A 16,777-nucleotide genomic window follows, 5' to 3' on the forward strand; every position below is an offset into this window, starting at 1 on the left:
GAAAAAAATCATGAACAAAGCTGTAGAGCACCATTTCATCGACGCCGCGAGCAATCGCCACCTGGACTGGCTGGAATCGGAAGCCATCCACATCATGCGCGAAGTCGCTGCGGAATGCAGTAATCCTGCGCTGCTGTTTTCCGGCGGCAAAGACTCCGTCGTGCTGTTGCGCATTGCCGAAAAGGCTTTCCGTCCGGGTAAATTCCCTTTCCCGCTGGTGCACATCGATACTGGGCACAACTTCCAGGAAGTCATCGATTTCCGTGACGCACGCGCTGCAGAGCTGGGCGAACGCCTGGTCGTGCGTTCTGTGGAAGATTCGATCAAGCGCGGCACGGTGCGTCTGCGCAATCCTCTGACTGACTCCCGCAATGCGGCTCAGGCAGTCACCTTGCTGGAAACCATTGCCGAGTTCAAGTTTGACGCCTGCATAGGAGGCGCCCGCCGTGATGAAGAAAAGGCCCGCGCCAAAGAGCGCATCTTTTCCTTCCGCGATGAGTTCGGCCAGTGGAATCCAAAAGCGCAGCGCCCGGAACTGTGGGATCTCTACAATACCCGCGTGCATCCAGGTGAAAACATGCGTGTCTTCCCTATCTCCAACTGGACCGAGCTGGATGTATGGCAGTACATCGCCCGCGAGAAACTGGCACTGCCCCCTATCTATTTCGCGCATGAACGCGAGGTCATCCCGCGCAACGGCCTGCTGGTGCCGCTGACTGATCTGACCCCGGCCAAAGAGGGTGAAACAGTGGAAACCCAACTGGTGCGCTTCCGTACCGTCGGCGACATTTCCTGCACCTGCCCGGTCGCCTCGGACGCAGCGACGGTAGAAGCGATCATTGCGGAAACTGCAGTAACGCAAATTACTGAACGCGGCGCTACCCGCATGGATGACCAGACATCAGAAGCATCGATGGAAAAACGTAAAAAAGAAGGATATTTCTGATGAGTACCCCATTGGCACCTACTATTTTGTCGGAACTGACCAAGGAACGCGGCCTGCTGCGCTTCATTACCGCCGGCTCGGTCGACGATGGCAAGAGCACGCTGATAGGCCGCCTGCTGTTTGACAGCAAAGGCATTTTTGCGGATCAACTGGATGCGATCTCGCGCGCCAAGCACAAGCGCACCGTTGGCGACACCATCGACCTGTCATTGCTGACAGACGGCCTGGAAGCAGAGCGCGAACAAGGCATTACCATCGACGTCGCCTATCGCTACTTCGCCACGCCCAAGCGCAAGTTCATCATCGCGGACACGCCAGGACATGAGCAGTACACGCGCAACATGGTTACCGGTGCCTCCACGGCAGATGCAGTGATCATTCTGATCGACGTTTCCAAGGTCAAGCTGGGTGATGACGGCAGCGTGGAATTGCTGGTACAGACCAAGCGCCACTCCACGATAGCCCATTTGCTACAGATAGAACACGTGATCGTCGCAGTCAATAAAATGGATCTGGTCGATTACGATCAGACCGTGTATGACCGCATCGTGGCCGCTTACAGGGAGTTTGCGACCCAGTTGGGCCTGAAGGATATCCGCCCTATCCCGCTGTCGGCACTGGCTGGCGATAATGTAGTAACGGCCGGCGGCAAGATGCCTTGGTATCAGGGCCCGACGCTGATTTCTTTGCTGGAATCACTGAGCGTGTACGACGAATGCCATGACGAGCCTTTCCGCTTCCCAGTACAGTTGGTAGCGCGTCATAACGGTCATGAAGCGAATGATTTCCGTGGCTACATGGGCCGCATTGAAGCCGGCAAAGTATCCAAGGGTGACAAACTGGTGGTGCAGCCCAGCGGCCAGCAAGCGACCGTCAAAGATATTCTGACCTTGGACGGCTCACTGGAATCGGCAGTCGTTGGTCAGTCCGTGACCTTGTTGCTGGACGAGTATCTGGACATTTCCCGCGGCGACATGCTGTCATCGGCAGAACGTCCGGCCACTCAATTGAAAACCGTCAGTGCCGATTTGTGCTGGTTGTCTGAGGACGCATTGGATGTGCGCCGTAAATACTGGCTGAAGCACACTACCAAACAGGTTGCAGCCAGGGTGACGTCCATCGAGACACTGCTGGACATCAACACCCAGCAGACCCGCTCGGCAGACAGTTTGAAGCTTAACGATATCGCCCGCGTCAGCATCAATGTACAGCAAGCGCTGGCTGCCGATTCTTATGATGCGCTACGCTCCACCGGCGCCTTCATCCTGATCGATGAAGTCACGCATCAGACCGTTGCTGCCGGTATGATACGCATCAGCGCCTGATTCGTATCCGATTACTAACAAGGAAAGCCCAGCATGCAGCCATCCCACCATAACAGCAAAGCCGGCAAGGTCTATCTGATAGGCGCCGGCCCCGGCGCTGCCGACCTGATCACGCTGCGCGGTGCGCGCCTGCTGGCGCAGGCCGATGTGGTGCTGCATGATGCGCTGGTGACGGAAGAAATGCTGGAGCTATGCCCACAAGCGATCAAGATCGCCGTCGGCAAGCGTTGCGGGAAGCTGTCTACCGCACAGCATTTCATCAACAAGCAATTGATAGACAATGCGCAAAAGCATGCGATTGTCGTACGCCTGAAAGGCGGCGACCCCATGCTGTTTGGGCGCGCTGACGAAGAGCTCAGTGCCCTGGAGCTCGCAGGCATAGAAGTGGAAGTAGTGCCCGGCATTACCACTGCACTGGCTGCTGCCGCTGCAACCAGGCAGCCCCTGACAAAACGCGGAGTAGCCCGCAGCGTGGCCTTGTTCACGTCCAGCACAGCTCCCGGCGAAAGCAATGAAACCCGTGTTCCGGACAGCGACACGCTGGTGCAATACATGGGCGGTAAGGAAGCCATCCTGACGGCACAAAGGCTGCTGGCAGCCGGCCGCCCCGCCGATTGGCCGGTCGTGGTAGTGGAAAATTGCAGCCGCGCAGATCAGCGCATACTACGCCTGCAGTTATCGGATCTGGAACAGGGATTGGCCGATTGTGAAGGCCCGGTCCTGGTGATGATGGGTGAATCCCTGAGGACCAGGGATAGTTTTACTGAGCAGCAGTCTGAGTTGCCTGCCGTTACCAGGGCTTACCTGACCGCCTGACAAGGCTTGCCTTGCTTACAGCAGCCATTCTTACGGTATCACGACGTTGTGGCCATGTCCCATTTTTGCGAGCTCACCACTGGCGCGCAAATGCTCAAAAACCTGGTCGAACTGCTTGCGCAACTCGTCGCAGCCACTTTTCTTGCAATACGCCAGATAGCCGTCCTGCGTATCCAGCACAGGATCAAGCATGCTGAATTGAGCACCCAGGCCGTTCGCCTTCAGCAATGCCTCCGTATTGCGCAGATTGCTGGCCAGATAATCGATACGCCCGGCCTGCAGCATATTCAGCGCATTCGCCAATGAGTTGGCAACCTCGGGCTGCAGCATATTGCGGATACTTTCAAACCTCGGCCCATAGGTCCATCCATTGACCACCACTATCTTGCGTCCGCGCAGATTCTGGTAATTGCCATCCCACTGGTCCTTGTTGCCCTTGCTGCCACCTACGCTATTGGTATTACGGGCATAAAACACCATGTAATCGCGATAGAAGCCACGCGCTGCGAAAGAAAACCGGCTTTCGCGCTCTCGCGTCTTATACGGCCCGATAAGGATATCCGCCTGATTCTGTTCCACCATCAGTTGCGCGCGCGCCCACGGATACATTTCAAAGCGGATGGTGTCGCCGGTCCTTAGAGCGATTGCCCTGAGGATGTCTACGCCCAGGCCGGTAAATTCGCCATCTCCGCTACGCTCATAGACGGATGCAAATTCCGCACCCACTGCGAGTATCTCCCGCGCATGGGCGGGCCTTGCTAGTGGCAGCGCAGCCAATAGCGTCAGCAGTATAGTACGGGTGAAGCGTTTTAAGGATTGCTGCATGATTGCCCATCAGGCAATGGCTTGCCCGGAAACAAAATCATAAGGAAGAGATACAGTAATCCCTGATCGCCGCCAGTACGGAAGGCTGCTCTCCAACAGCATCCACTACTGTCAATGACAGAGTCGGATGGCTAGCGCGCAGTTGATTCGCCATCGCCGGCAGATCGCGCAATACATGCCCGCCCTGCCCCAGAAATATCGGTACCAGGGTGATGCTGGTGTGTGCCTGGCCCAGCAACTCCTCCACCAGTTCCGGCAGCGAGGGCTTCATCAGCTCCAGGAAAGCCAGCTTTACCGTCACCTCCGGCATGCTCGCCTGGGTCAGCTCCTGCAAGCGCTGGAATGGTGCGGCCCAGCGCGGGTCACGCGCGCCATGGGCAAACAGCACCATTGCAGTAGCCGTCATTTTCTTTCCATCATCCACAAAGAACTAACGGCGATCGCCAGGAACAGACAACTAGGCACCAGCGCCGTGACCAGGGCCGGCCAGGTATTGAGCAAACCCAGATGCGAGAACAGGCTGTTAATCAGATAGAAGCTCATGCCCAGCATGATGCCGCTGAAAATTTTCAGGCTGATGCCGCCGGTCCTGAAGTGCAGGTAGGCAAAAGGCAAAGCCAGTGCCATCATCACCAGCACCGCAAACGGGTAGGTCATTTTTTTCCAGAAGGCGATTTCATAGCGCTCTGTTCCCTGCTTGTTGTCGGCCAGATGCTTGGTATAAGCCGCCAAGTCATAAGCCGACATGCGCTCCGGATCAACAAACAGCACCGACAGGATATTCGGCGTGATTTCAGAGACAATATCCTTGCTCGCCATCTTCTGGCTGGCTATATTCGCAAAATCCTGCTCTTCCAACCCCTTGGGAAAGCTGGTTTCGCTGACGTCGAAAAAGCGCCAGGTGCTGTTGCCGATAAAGTCGGCGCGCTTGGCGAGGATCTCCTTGGCCAGGTGAAAATCCATATCGAATTCATACACCTTGAGGCCAACCAGCTGCCTGCTGGGCAGAATTTCTTTCACATTCAGGAAGCGCGAACCTATCACTTTGCCTGTCAGGCCATTGTCGCGGATCAGATCCTTGGTCCACAAACCGGTACGAAATTCCTGCGTAATCGGTGTGCCGAGCGCATTGAGCTTGACCTTTTCAGCCAGCTTGGTCGTAAAAGGAGCAACCAGCTCGCCAAACAAAAAGGTGAATACGACGAAGATCAGGCCTATCTTGGCCAGCATCGTACCCGCCATCACGGTGGACATGCTGGCCGCGCGCATGATGGTGAACTCGGAATTGGAGGCGAACTGCGCCAGGACAAAAATCGTCCCGATCAGCACCGCGATAGGCATGAACTCATAAATATAGCCCGGCAAGCCCAGCATCACATACAGCAAAGCATGCTGAAACTTGTAGCCACCCTGGTTGATCGCCTGCAGCTCACCGAGCATGTCAAAGAACGCAAACAGCGCAAGCAGCGCGATCAGTACAAAGAGTACCGAGCGGATGATTTCCGATAAAAAATAACGTTGCAATACTTTCATGAGCCGCTCACTTGCCCTGCACTTGCCATCTTTTCTGCCTTCTTGCTATGGAAGCAGCCCTTGAAGCCACTCCACAGCACCAGCGGATGCATGCGGCTATTTACGTTGATACGCCAGGCAAAGGCCAGCGCAACAAAGACCAGTGCGGCCGCCTGCAGAGGCCACCAGGCCATGGAAAAGGCCATCCGTCCCTGTACCACAGAGGCTTGCACGATATTGACCAAGTTCAGATAAACCACGACCAGCAGCAAGGCAATAATCAGATTGGCCGAGCGCCCTACGCGGGGATTGACGAAACCCAGCGGCACCGCCAGAAACATCAGCACGGTGCCCATCAACGGCAGCGACACCCGCCACAGCAGCTCGCCCTGGTTGTAGGAAGAACTTTGATTTTCCAGCAGTTCGGCCATGGTCATCGACTTGGCGGACTTGTCTTCGGCCAGGGCCTTGGTCTGCGAGGCCATCAGGATGCCGTAATGCTCAAATTGCATCATCTGGAAATCGGGCTCGGTAGGCAAGCCGTCATAGCGGCGGCCCTTGCTCATCACGACGAACTTGTCGCCGTTCTTGTCTATTTCTATTGCGCCTTCCTTGGCGACGATGACGCTGGAACGGCCATTGTTCACCGTATTGACGAAAATATTCTGCACCTTGCCCAGGTCACCGGCCACGCTCTCAACGAAGAAGATACGGTCAGACGAGGCCGATTCCTGGAATTTACCCGGCGCTACCTTGGCAATATCGTCGCGCTTCTCATAGCGCTGCTTCAGCTCCGCGCTTTGGCGGTTCGCCCATGGCGTGCCGAAACAGGTCAGCAAGGCTGTCAGCGTAATAATAGGCAGGCCGAAAAAAACGACGGGCCTTATCCAGTTCAGCAGGCTGACGCCGGACGCGAACCAGACTACCATTTCGGAATCCTGATAGCTGCGGGTGACCACCCACAGCACCGACACATAGCCGGTCAATATCAGCAATACCGGCATGTATCCCAGCGAAGTAAAGCCGATCAGGGCGATCACATCGGCAGATGCCACCTTGCCTCCCGCGGCCTGGCCGAGGATCTTGATAAGCATGACGGTGATGACAATTGTGAACAAAGTTGTGAAGACAGCACCCGCAGTACTGAGCAATTCACGTCGAAGCGCGCGCTGAAAAATCATTCGGGGATTATAATGTCCGTTTTACGAGACTTACAAAGAGGAGTAATAAGTGGACTTTAGCATAAAAACAATCGACGCAAAAAGTACATTCAATGCCATCAAAACTGGCTGCGTAGTCGTTGGTGTATACGAAAATAAGAAATTATCCGCCGCTGCGGCCAACCTGGACAAACAGGGCCAAATTGCTGCTGCTTTGAAAGCAGGCGATATTACAGGAAAACCAGGAACTACGCTGTTATTGCGTGCTGTCGGCGGTATCGCCGCTGAACGCGTGCTGCTGGTAGGCTTGGGCGAGGAAGCGGCAACTGTCGCCGACAAGGCCTTCTCTTTGGCAGTTCAAGTCGTGGCCCGCACACTGGCAGGCCTGGGCGCAAGTGATGTCGTATTGGCATTGCCTGGCGTCAAGGACAGGGATACTGCATGGGCCATCCGCACTGCCGTGCTGGCTTTCCGTGAATCAATATTCCGCGCCGACGGCCTGAAAAGCAAGAAAGAAGCTTCCGTCAGCAATGTCAAGAAAGTCGCTTTTGCCGTTGCCGCCGCCGAAGGCGCAGCAGCCAAAAATGCGCTGGTTCAAAGTGAAGCGCTGGCTAACGGCATGGATCTGACCAAGGAATTGGGCAACCTGCCACCGAACATCTGCACTCCGACCTACCTGGCATCTACCGCAAGGAAACTGGCAACGACCTACAAGATGGGCGTGGAAATCCTGGACCGCAAGCAATTGCAGGCATTGAAGATGGGTAGCTTCCTGTCGGTCAGCAACGGCACTGTAGAACCGCCTAAATTCATCGTGCTGAAGCACATGGGCGGCAAAGCCAAGGATGCGCCTACCGTGCTGGTAGGCAAAGGCATCACTTTCGACTCCGGCGGTATCTCGTTGAAACCAGGCGCAGGCATGGATGAAATGAAATACGATATGGGCGGTGCCGCTTCGGTACTGGGCACCATGCGCGCCGTGGGTGAAATGAAACTGAAGCTGAACGTGATCGCGGTTATCCCTGCCTGCGAAAACATGCCTTCCGGCAGCGCCACACGTCCGGGCGACATCGTCACATCGATGTCCGGCCAGACTATCGAGATTCTAAACACGGATGCCGAAGGCCGCCTGATCCTGTGCGACGCGCTGACCTATGTAGAGCGCTTCAAGCCGGCCGCCGTGGTGGACGTTGCCACATTGACCGGTGCCTGCGTTACCGCGCTGGGCCATCACAATTCCGGCCTGTTTACCCGCTACGACGACGCGCATGACAAACTGGCCAATGAATTGCTGGCCGCCGGCAAGCAAACTGGCGATACCGCATGGCGCATGCCTATCGAAGAGGCTTACAACGAACAGTTGAAGTCCAACTTCGCCGACATGGCCAATATCGGCGGCCCGGCCGGCGGCGCGGTGACTGCAGCCTGCTTCCTGGAGCGTTTCACGAAGAAATACACCTGGGCACATCTGGATATCGCAGGTACGGCATGGAAATCCGGTCCAGCAAAAGGCTCCACCGGCCGCCCAGTGCCTTTGCTGACGACATTCCTGATCAATCGCGCCGCCTAAAACCGGCCGCGAAGCAGGCGAGGCAGACCGGCACAGCCGGTCTTATTTACAGGCCTTAGCATGTGCATTAGTTTGTTACAAGAAAGCCGTAAGTTGCATCAGTTTGCAACTTACGGTTTTTTTTACGCTATTACAATGGCTGGATTCCTTTACCCCCTATTTCCATGAGCAAACATCCCCACCTCAGCAGCGATGCAATCGTGCAGCAAATTGCGTCACTGATAGAGAACAAAGGATACAAGCAAGGCTTGCAGCTTGCGGAGTCTGCCATCGCGCAAAACCTGCAAAACGGCAATCTGTACCACCTGGCCGGCGCCTGTGCGGTACACCTGGGATTGAAACAGCAGGCTGAAACTTTCTGGCAACTGGCACTGGCCGTCTCTCCTCAGCACGCCGAAGCGTATGCAAACCTAGCCATCCTGCTGCATGAAGAAAAGCGCTTGGAGGAAGCGAAAGCTTGCTATGGCGCGGCGCTGCAACTGGACCCGGCCAACGCCTATCTGCATGCCCGTTTTGCGGTACTGCTGGCTTCGTGCAGGCAGGGCTCGCAGGCAGAAAACCACTATCGCCAGGCGCTAGCCCTGGACCCCATGGATGCAGGAAGCCATGCCAACCTGGGCGTCTTGCTGGCTGCAGCGCGGCGACATACAGAGGCCGAACAAAGCTACAGGCAAGCGCTGTCTATTGCGCCGTACAATGCATCCACGCTGGTCAATCTGGGCCTGCTACTGGCAACGCAGAATGATCTGAAAGCAGCGCAGGAATGCTATACCCGCGCACTGGAGCTGGAGCCGGCAAATGCAGCCGCCTTCAGCAATCTGGGGCTGTTGCTGGAGCAGGACAATAATGATCAGTTGGCTGAGCAATGCCACCGCAAGGCCGTGCAACTGGCGCCGGAATCCAAGGAAATTTTGTGCAATCTGGGGAATTTCCTGGCGAAACTGCATCGCTACGGAGAAGCAGAGTACATCTATAGAAAGGCCATCGCGCTAAACCCTGGTGAGGAAACGGGGATCGGCGCAGCTACCTGCACCAGCCTGGGGGTGCTGCTAACAGAAACCGGGCGTCCCGGGGAGGCAGAGACCTGCTTCCGGCAGGCGATGCAACTGGATGCCGACTATCCGCTCGCCGCCTCCAACCTGGCCGTGCTGCTGTTCCAGCAAGGACGCTACGCCGAAGCCTGGCCTTATTATGAAGCCAGGCATGATCAGCTGATGGCCAAGCCGATTGCGCGCCCCCCGCTGTCTTGCGGCCCCTTATGGCAAGGCGAAGCGATCGCCGGCAAGTCCATCCTGGTCTGGCCGGAACAGGGGTTGGGCGACATGATCCATTTTTGCCGCTACATCCCGCTGCTGAAACAGCGGGGCGCAGCCAGCATCACACTAGTGTGCTACCCCGATCAGCATGCACTATTGGAGACGCTGGAAGGCGTTGACTGCTGCATCCGCCTTGATAGCGAAAACCAACCACCGGTGCATGACTATTGTGTACTGACGATGAGCCTGGCTGGGCATTTGCAGGAGGAACCCTCCACTGTATTTGCGCGCCTACCGTATCTGCAGGCGCTACCGGAGCGCAAGGCCTATTGGAGCCAGCGCCTGCAAGCCGGACGGCAAAGCAACGACAACGACAACGACAACGAAAACAGGCAATCACGCATAGGGCTGGCATGGAAGGGTAACCCTCACCACGCCAACGACCTGGAGCGTTCGCTCGCCACACTGGACCAGCTTGCACCGCTGTGGGGCATAGAGAACATACAGTGGATCAGCCTGCAAAAAACGGATGAAGCCGTCGCCGTACCCGACGGCTTGAGTCCTCAATCCTGGCTGGCATTGGGCCATGAATTACGTGATTTTGCCGACACGGCGGCCGTAATAGATCAATTGGATCTGGTCATCTGCGTGGATACCTCGATTGCCCATCTGGCGGGCGCAATGGGCAAGGCTTGCTGGATGCTATTACCGGCTTACAAGACCGATTGGCGCTGGCTGCGTGAGCGAGACGACAGCCCATGGTATCCAGACGCCATCCGCCTGTTTCGGCAGCCGCACCGGGGAGACTGGGTCAGCCCTATCAAGCAGATTGCAGGCGCGCTAAGGCACGAGCTTGCCCGGCATGGTTCCCGCTAATGCGGAGAGGATGCGTAGCCGTTCAAGCCTGGCTTTGTGCAGCGCAACCACAAAACTGCTTCTTCAACTGCTCGTCCGACATAGCCGGACCGCTGAGCTGCTTGATCAGTTTAAAACTGGCCGTACCATAGGCGGATGTCGCATCGCCGCAAGGGATATAGCCATTGCGTAAATAAAAATCCCTGGCGCTGGCGGTGCTGAGCACCTTCACCCAGGGTAGCTGCCATTCATGGGCTTTCTGCTCCAGGCCGCGCAATAAATCCTTGCCGGCGCCTTTGTACAGGGTTTCAGGTATCACATAGCACAGCGCAATCTTGCCGCCACGCGTCAGCAAGGCAACGCCGACCACCTCATCGCCGTAAGTCGCCAGCAGTGCGTAGTTGGCTGCAGACGAAAACCAGGTAGCGACCATGCTGGAGTTCTTGTTCCCCAGCCAGGCCGACAGGATGGCCTCGTCATTCCGATGATCTTCCTGGCAACACTCAGAAATCGAACGGCGCAGCGCTTCGCATGCGGCAGCCGCATCCGCCGGCGTGGCCGACCTGATTTCAATATCCATTTGTACACGTGCGTGCATTCCCCGTCATCCCCCCTCAACTGCCCTGCAAAAATGTTCCAATTTTTATTGTTTTCTTAAAGCATGAAACATGCCGGTACTCAACAAAATAGTCAATAGAGGGAAATGTAAGACCGTCGCAAATTATCACCAGGGATTGTCAATTTAAGTGAATTGGTATAAATAATTCAAGGCTTTAGCGAGTTCGGTAGTTTTCTGCAAACGAGTGCCGCCGCTGATTTGCCAATTCGGCATAGCAAGACAGCGAGCAGTAGCAAGCGGATGTCAACCGCCGCCCTCGAGTAAAAAATCGCGCAGCAGCCGCGCACTCGGCCCTATGCGCTGCGAGTGGACCAGGAATATCTCCAGCGGCGCAGTCTCAACCTCAGGCAAGACCTGGACCAGATCGCCAGCAGCGAGCAGTGGAGCAGCGTCATACGCCGGCAAGCGAGCGATGCCATCACCGGCCAGAACGAATGCCAGCCGGGACGCCGCGCTATCGGTCACCACGTCGCCCCGCACAGCAATCTGCACATCCCGACCGTCGGCACGCACGGTAAGCGTCTTTTGGCTAGGCGGATAAACCACCCAGCGATGCTGATCAAGATCAGCCGCCGAGACAGGCATGCGATAGCGGCGCAGATAGGCCGGCGATGCGCAGAGCATGGTTGGCTCCCGTACAAGGCGGCGTGCGACCAGCGAGGAATCGGCCAGCGGCCCGGCCCGCACGGCAAGCTCTATCCCGTGCTGCACCAGGTCCACATTGGAATCGTTCATCGCCACATGCAGGCGAACCGCAGGATAACGCCGGCGGAACTCCAGCAATGCGGGCAGGATGCGCTTGTTGCCGAAATGATGCGAGCAAGTAATGCGCACCTCCCCACTGGGCTCGGCACGCAGCAATTCCATGCCGCGGATGCCGTCATATGCCTCGTCAAGCAGGCGTTCGCAGTGCACTCGAAACGCTTCTCCCGCCGGCGTCAGGCTGAAGCTGCGGGTGCTGCGCTGCGCGAGCGGCACCCCCAGCCTGATTTCAAGCGCGCGTATGTGGTGGCTTACCACCGCACGGGTGAGACCCAGTGCACGCGCGCCGGCGGCAAAGCTGCCGCTGCGCACGACAGTCGCAAAGACCGCCATGGCACGTAATTCATCGAGGATAGGTGGTGAGTCACTCATCCTTCAATTGTATCAAATAGTTTGACATTGAGTCATCCCATTAGTATCTACCGCCTAAAGTCGCTTCCTTCTATAGTTCACTTCACCGGCGATATGCCCGGTTTCTTGAAATAAGGAGCTAGCCATGAATATGAAACATGTACTGTTTATTTTGACAAACACACACGAGATCGGCCCAAACAAACGCCCCACCGGCTATTTTTTCCCAGAAGTGGCACATCCGGTCGAAGTGTTCGAGCACGCCGGGATTGCAGTCGAATATGCATCTCCGCTGGGAGGAGCACCGTCGGAAGACGGTTACGACGAGAGCGACCCTGCTCAGCGTGCTTTCCGCAACAGCAACTCTATCCGCCGCATGGCACGCAGCCGCAAGCTGTCGGAAGTTGATGTTCTGGATTACGACGCCATCTTCTTCCCCGGCGGCCTGGGCCCTATGGTGGATATTGCCAAGGACCCGGATGTGAAGAATGCGGTTGCCCGTGCCTGGAATGCCGGCAAGATCGTCGCCGCCGTCTGCCATGGCCCCGCAGCGCTATTAGGCGTCACTCTTGAAGATGGCAGCCCGCTTATCCGCGGCCGCAAGCTGACATCCTTCTCCAACGAAGAGGAAGCCGGATATGCACAGGCCGATGTACCCTTCAACCTGGAAGATGCGCTACGCGCTGAAGGCGCAGACTACTCGGCCGCAGCAGTATGGCAGGAGAAAGTCGTCGTCGACGGGCGTTTGCTGACCGGTCAGAACCCGGCATCCGGCGGCCCGCTGGCAAAAGAGATTGTCAAAGCCCTGCAGGGAGCAGCGTAATGAGCGCGGCCACGCAGATTACCGTGGTCGCTCGCTGGCAGTTGGCGGACAATGCACTCAGCGAAGTGCTGTCCGCCCTCGGCAAGCTGCGCCTGGCATCACTGGAGGAGCCTGGTTGTCTGGGCTACGAGGTATACCAGAGCATGGAAGCGCAGCACCACAGCCTGCTGCTGCTCGAACGTTACCGCGATAATGCAGCGCTTGATGCGCACAGGCAATCGGCTCACTACCAGACATTGGTAGTCGGACGTATCCTGCCATTGTTGAAGGACCGGCGGGTAGAGTTCCTTCAGGCCCGAGATCCGGCCTGACAGTAGCCCTGCCGGAGCCGGCGCCCCTCCCTCTTCCTCACACCAAACCCGCCTTGAGCGGGTTTCTTCATTTCAGGCGCCCTCAAGCTTGCGGGCAAACAATATGGGTCGCATTGCCATGCCCTAATATCAAGTGCGCTATAATAATTTCCCTTCCTCGGCTGCCTAGCAGCAGCTCAACAAGACTTGCCGTCATGCTTGTAGCCTGAAAACAATAAAGCACAAAACCAAAAACAAATACCAATAAATTCAAATACTTAAATACATGATTAAATTAGCCACCTGGAATGTAAACTCCCTCAAGGTTCGCCTGCCGCAAGTCCTTCAATGGCTGGGCGACAATCCGGTCGATGTGCTCTGCATCCAGGAGACCAAGCTGACCGACGATAAATTTCCCGCCGCCGAAATCGAGGCGGCAGGCTATCAAGTCGTCTATACCGGGCAAAAAACTTATAACGGCGTCGCCATCCTGTCCAAACACCCCATTGATGCCGTGGTGAAGAACAATCCCTTATTTGAGGACGACCACCAGCGCATTATCTCGGCCACCATACAGGGCATGCGCATTGTCTGTGCCTATGTGCCAAATGGCCAGTCGCTGGAATCGGACAAATACCAGTACAAGCTGAAATGGCTGGCTTCATTACATGACTGGATACAGCAAGAGCTGACGCTGCACCCGCAACTGGCGCTGCTGGGCGACTACAATATCGCACCGGAAGACAGGGACGTGCACGACCCGGCCGCCTGGGAAGGCATGAACCTGGTATCGCCGCCGGAGCGCGCCGCATTGCAAAAACTGATAGACCTGAAGCTGACGGATTCTTTCCGCATGTTTGAACAAGCCGAGAAGTCCTTTAGCTGGTGGGATTACCGCCAACTGGGTTTTCGCTTGAACAAGGGTGTCAGGATAGACCATATACTGCTATCCGAACCGCTGGCGGCGCGCTGCACCTCCTGCGTGATAGACCGGGTACCGCGCAAATGGGAACAACCATCCGACCACGCACCGGTGATCGCTACGCTGGACTAAAAACACCTTCCCCCGCTGACGCCCAGGCTCCTGGGCGTCACAAAAGTCATGCGCAATACTGCCAAATTTTGGCAGCACCGTTCGAAATTTGTCATTCATCCCGCAAATTCGGCATTCCGTCTGATTTCGCACGCACTTCGTTTCTTATCGAATTAGAATCGTCTGGTCGACATGGTCACGATTCTTGCTGTCAAATCCCGTCAAGAGGAATAAAGCATCGCTGGCGCCAGCGGCACCAACCACCACATACACTACAAAATACTATCAAGGGGAAGCACTTTGTCCAAAAAACTATTTTGGCTTTTACCTATAGCGTGCCTGCTGCTGGCCGCCATCATCGCTGCCGTCGCACCATTGTCAGAAAACGCCCAATCGCGCGCTGCTGCAGAAATAGCGCCGGTGACAGATGCCTGGAGGGCTGCGCTACCGCATGATCCTGTCGCTGCGACGCAAGCGTACATGAGCCGCATCTCGCCGGCAGCCAAAGCACGTTCCGATGCCTACTTCGAAGGAGGCTACTGGCTGCAAGCGATTTCTTTTGCCATCAGCCTGGCCTCATATTGGGCCATCCTGTCTTCGCGCGTGCTGGTGCGCCTGCGCGAACGCATGGAGAAACGCAACCGACGCCGCTGGCTGATTTCGCTACTGAGCTTCGCCAGTTTCATTATCCTGTGTGCAGCGTTCAATTCGCCACTGGACTTCTACCAGGGCTACTATCGCGAGCATTTATATGGCCTGGCGAATCAAGGTTTCAGCTCATGGTTTATCGACTTCTTCATTGCCCTGGCAATCAACTCCATCGGGCTGAGCCTGGTATTGCTGGCGGTATATGCAGTGATCAGAAAACTGCCGAAGACCTGGTGGATCTGGGGCGCCGCAATCGGCATAGGATTCCTGTGCCTGCTGATGCTGATTTCTCCTACTTATATCGACCCGCTATTCAATACTTATAAACCTTTGGCAGATGAAAAAGTCAAGCAGCCCATCCTGTCCATGGCAAGGTCGAACGGCGTACCGGCAGACAACGTCTACCAGTTCGATGCATCGAAGCAGAGCAATCGCGTCAGCGCCAATGTCAGCGGCATCTTTGGTACAGCGGCCGTACGCCTGAACGACAACCTGCTGAATCGCTCTTCACTGCCGGAAATCAAGGCCGTCATGGGGCATGAACTAGGCCACTATGTGTTAAACCATGTGTACCACTTTATCTTTAGCTTCGGCCTTATCCTGTTACTGGGTTTCGTCTTCGTGCAGCATGGTATGGCATATAGCCTGAAGCGATGGGGAAACAGGCTGGGCATCCGCGATCAGGCCGATCCGGCAAGCCTGCCCCTGTTCTTCGCCTTGTTTGCTACCTATCTGTTTGTAATGACGCCGGTGCTCAATACCGTCATCCGCAACGCAGAAACAGAAGCCGATATTTTTGGCGTCAACACCTCGCAGGAGCCGGACGGATTTGCAGAAGCCCACTTGAAACTGACCGAGTACAGGAAATCAGATCCAGGTCCAGTGGAAGAATTCCTTTTCTACGATCACCCTAGTCCAAGGAAACGCATCTATACAGCGATGCGCTGGAAAGCAGAACATTTGCAGCCAGAGCTGAAGCCGCAATAAGCCGCGTCGGCAATCTCTCCTTCATGCCTCCCATATCTGTATAGCGCGGCAGCGCTATACAGACATCCCCCCCGCACGCAAACTTCCGCACACCTAGCTGCCATCGCTAGCCATCCTACTTTCACCTCGCACCGTATCCGGTAATGCCCCGGCATCGCCTCTTGGAACGGAAGGTGCGCCAACGCACGGATAAACCCTGGCCCAGCACATAAGCTGCGTACGCACTGCAAAGGACGTGCCGGTTAACTGAACATCGCGACGGGCACCTCAAATGTAAGCATTTGAAACAAACGGCTGAAAACGATTTTCATCGTCAACCGCCTCTGCAAGGTCACCGTTATATGAGCACAGGCAACACGTAGCTACGCAAAGCCTCCTGTTTTGTAAATGCAGATTTTCCGAAAAATTTTAAAAGGATAAAACAATGAACAAATTACTCGCTACCCTGATCGCCAGCCTGTTTGCTACTGCTGCATTTGCTCAAACTCCAGCTCCGGCAGCAGCTACTCCAGCAACGCCTGCCGTTGTCAAAGCAGAAGCCAAAGCCGACAAAGCCACCAGCAAGGCAGTCGCTGCAGAAGCGAAGACCGATGCAAAAGCAGACGCCAAAGTGGAAAAAACTGAAGTGAAAGCGGCAGAAACAAAAACCAAGGCGCACCACAAGGCAGCGCAAACAAAGATGGAGGCCAGCGCCAAAGTAGCCGGAGCCGACACAGAAGATAAAGCAAAAACAGAAGCCAAGGCAGACAAGACAGCAGCCAAGGCTGATGAAAAAGCAGAAAAAACCGCCATCAAGGCAAATGCAAAAGTAGCGAAAGCAAAAGTGGAAGCCAACGCCGACAAGGCAAAAGCAAAAGCAGAAACTGACGCGACAGCAGCTAAAGCCCAGGCAGACGTAAAAGCTGCAGCAGCCAAGTAATCCAGCCCTTTTGCCGACTGCAGCACGGGACGAAAAAAATAGACGGGCTAGCCCGTCTATTTTTTTATCCGGCAAACGCC

At 55.9% G+C, this 16,777-nt stretch carries 16 protein-coding genes; 10 read left to right on the top strand and 6 right to left on the bottom strand.

Annotated features, from left to right (window positions below):
- Window positions 1-10: 10 nt before the first annotated feature.
- The 3 genes from cysD to cobA are packed head-to-tail and all read left to right on the top strand — an operon-like array spanning window position 11 to window position 3,087.
- Entirely contained in the window at window positions 11-946 is a 936-nt protein-coding gene (gene cysD, locus IEW12_RS08270) for a sulfate adenylyltransferase subunit CysD (protein WP_188565435.1), read from the top strand.
- The gene (locus tag IEW12_RS08275) at window positions 946-2,271 is read left to right on the top strand and encodes a sulfate adenylyltransferase subunit 1 (RefSeq protein ID WP_188565436.1); all 1,326 of its coding nucleotides are present in this window, start codon (window positions 946-948) and stop codon (window positions 2,269-2,271) included. Before cysD ends, IEW12_RS08275 begins: the two co-directional genes overlap by 1 nt.
- Before the next feature lie 33 nt (window positions 2,272-2,304).
- Window positions 2,305-3,087, top strand: a complete 783-nt coding sequence (cobA, locus tag IEW12_RS08280) for a uroporphyrinogen-III C-methyltransferase (protein ID WP_188565437.1) — start codon at window positions 2,305-2,307, stop codon at window positions 3,085-3,087.
- Between the two features lie 30 nt (window positions 3,088-3,117).
- On the opposite strand, the gene IEW12_RS08285 is transcribed toward cobA, so the two are convergent.
- The 4 genes from IEW12_RS08285 to lptF are packed head-to-tail and all read right to left on the bottom strand — an operon-like array spanning window position 3,118 to window position 6,605.
- Entirely contained in the window at window positions 3,118-3,912 is a 795-nt protein-coding gene (locus IEW12_RS08285; protein ID WP_188565438.1) for a substrate-binding periplasmic protein, read from the bottom strand.
- A 37-nt stretch (window positions 3,913-3,949) separates the two neighbouring features.
- Complete coding sequence (locus IEW12_RS08290) at window positions 3,950-4,318, bottom strand: sirohydrochlorin chelatase (protein ID WP_188565439.1); 369 nt, start codon at window positions 4,316-4,318, stop codon at window positions 3,950-3,952.
- A complete protein-coding gene (gene lptG, locus IEW12_RS08295) occupies window positions 4,315-5,445 on the bottom strand; it encodes an LPS export ABC transporter permease LptG (protein WP_188565440.1) in 1,131 nt (376 codons plus the stop codon). Before lptG ends, IEW12_RS08290 begins: the two co-directional genes overlap by 4 nt.
- Window positions 5,442-6,605: an LPS export ABC transporter permease LptF gene (lptF, locus tag IEW12_RS08300; RefSeq protein ID WP_188565441.1), complete on the bottom strand. Its 1,164-nt coding sequence runs from the start codon at window positions 6,603-6,605 to the stop codon at window positions 5,442-5,444. Before lptF ends, lptG begins: the two co-directional genes overlap by 4 nt.
- 49 nt (window positions 6,606-6,654) lie before the next feature.
- Here lptF and IEW12_RS08305 point away from each other — a divergent pair, with 49 nt between their 5' ends.
- Window positions 6,655-8,154 (top strand): leucyl aminopeptidase, encoded by a 1,500-nt coding sequence (locus IEW12_RS08305; protein WP_188565442.1) that lies wholly within the window; start codon window positions 6,655-6,657, stop codon window positions 8,152-8,154.
- A gap of 164 nt (window positions 8,155-8,318) precedes the next feature.
- Window positions 8,319-10,286, top strand: coding sequence for a tetratricopeptide repeat protein (locus IEW12_RS08310; RefSeq protein ID WP_188565443.1), 1,968 nt, complete (start codon window positions 8,319-8,321; stop codon window positions 10,284-10,286).
- A 22-nt stretch (window positions 10,287-10,308) separates the two neighbouring features.
- Here IEW12_RS08310 and IEW12_RS08315 read toward each other — a convergent pair whose 3' ends face one another.
- Entirely contained in the window at window positions 10,309-10,845 is a 537-nt protein-coding gene (locus IEW12_RS08315) for a GNAT family N-acetyltransferase (RefSeq protein ID WP_188565444.1), read from the bottom strand.
- A gap of 282 nt (window positions 10,846-11,127) precedes the next feature.
- Window positions 11,128-12,018 (bottom strand): LysR family transcriptional regulator, encoded by an 891-nt coding sequence (locus IEW12_RS08320; RefSeq protein WP_229750987.1) that lies wholly within the window; start codon window positions 12,016-12,018, stop codon window positions 11,128-11,130.
- A 124-nt stretch (window positions 12,019-12,142) separates the two neighbouring features.
- Between IEW12_RS08320 and IEW12_RS08325 the strand changes: the two genes are divergently transcribed.
- The 5 genes from IEW12_RS08325 to IEW12_RS08345 all read left to right on the top strand — a co-directional run bounded on the left by IEW12_RS08325 (window position 12,143) and on the right by IEW12_RS08345 (window position 16,697).
- Window positions 12,143-12,820, top strand: coding sequence for a type 1 glutamine amidotransferase domain-containing protein (locus tag IEW12_RS08325; RefSeq protein ID WP_188565445.1), 678 nt, complete (start codon window positions 12,143-12,145; stop codon window positions 12,818-12,820).
- Complete coding sequence (locus IEW12_RS08330) at window positions 12,820-13,131, top strand: putative quinol monooxygenase (protein WP_188565446.1); 312 nt, start codon at window positions 12,820-12,822, stop codon at window positions 13,129-13,131. Before IEW12_RS08325 ends, IEW12_RS08330 begins: the two co-directional genes overlap by 1 nt.
- Before the next feature lie 268 nt (window positions 13,132-13,399).
- Window positions 13,400-14,164, top strand: coding sequence for an exodeoxyribonuclease III (gene xth / locus IEW12_RS08335; protein WP_188565722.1), 765 nt, complete (start codon window positions 13,400-13,402; stop codon window positions 14,162-14,164).
- Window positions 14,165-14,443: 279 nt separating this feature from the next.
- Window positions 14,444-15,778 (top strand): M48 family metallopeptidase, encoded by a 1,335-nt coding sequence (locus IEW12_RS08340; protein ID WP_188565447.1) that lies wholly within the window; start codon window positions 14,444-14,446, stop codon window positions 15,776-15,778.
- A gap of 424 nt (window positions 15,779-16,202) precedes the next feature.
- Entirely contained in the window at window positions 16,203-16,697 is a 495-nt protein-coding gene (locus tag IEW12_RS08345) for a hypothetical protein (protein WP_188565448.1), read from the top strand.
- The last annotated feature ends 80 nt before the right edge of the window (window positions 16,698-16,777 follow it).

The organism is Parundibacterium terreum (genome assembly GCF_014636315.1).
In the GTDB taxonomy this organism is placed as follows: domain Bacteria; phylum Pseudomonadota; class Gammaproteobacteria; order Burkholderiales; family Burkholderiaceae_D; genus Undibacterium; species Undibacterium terreum.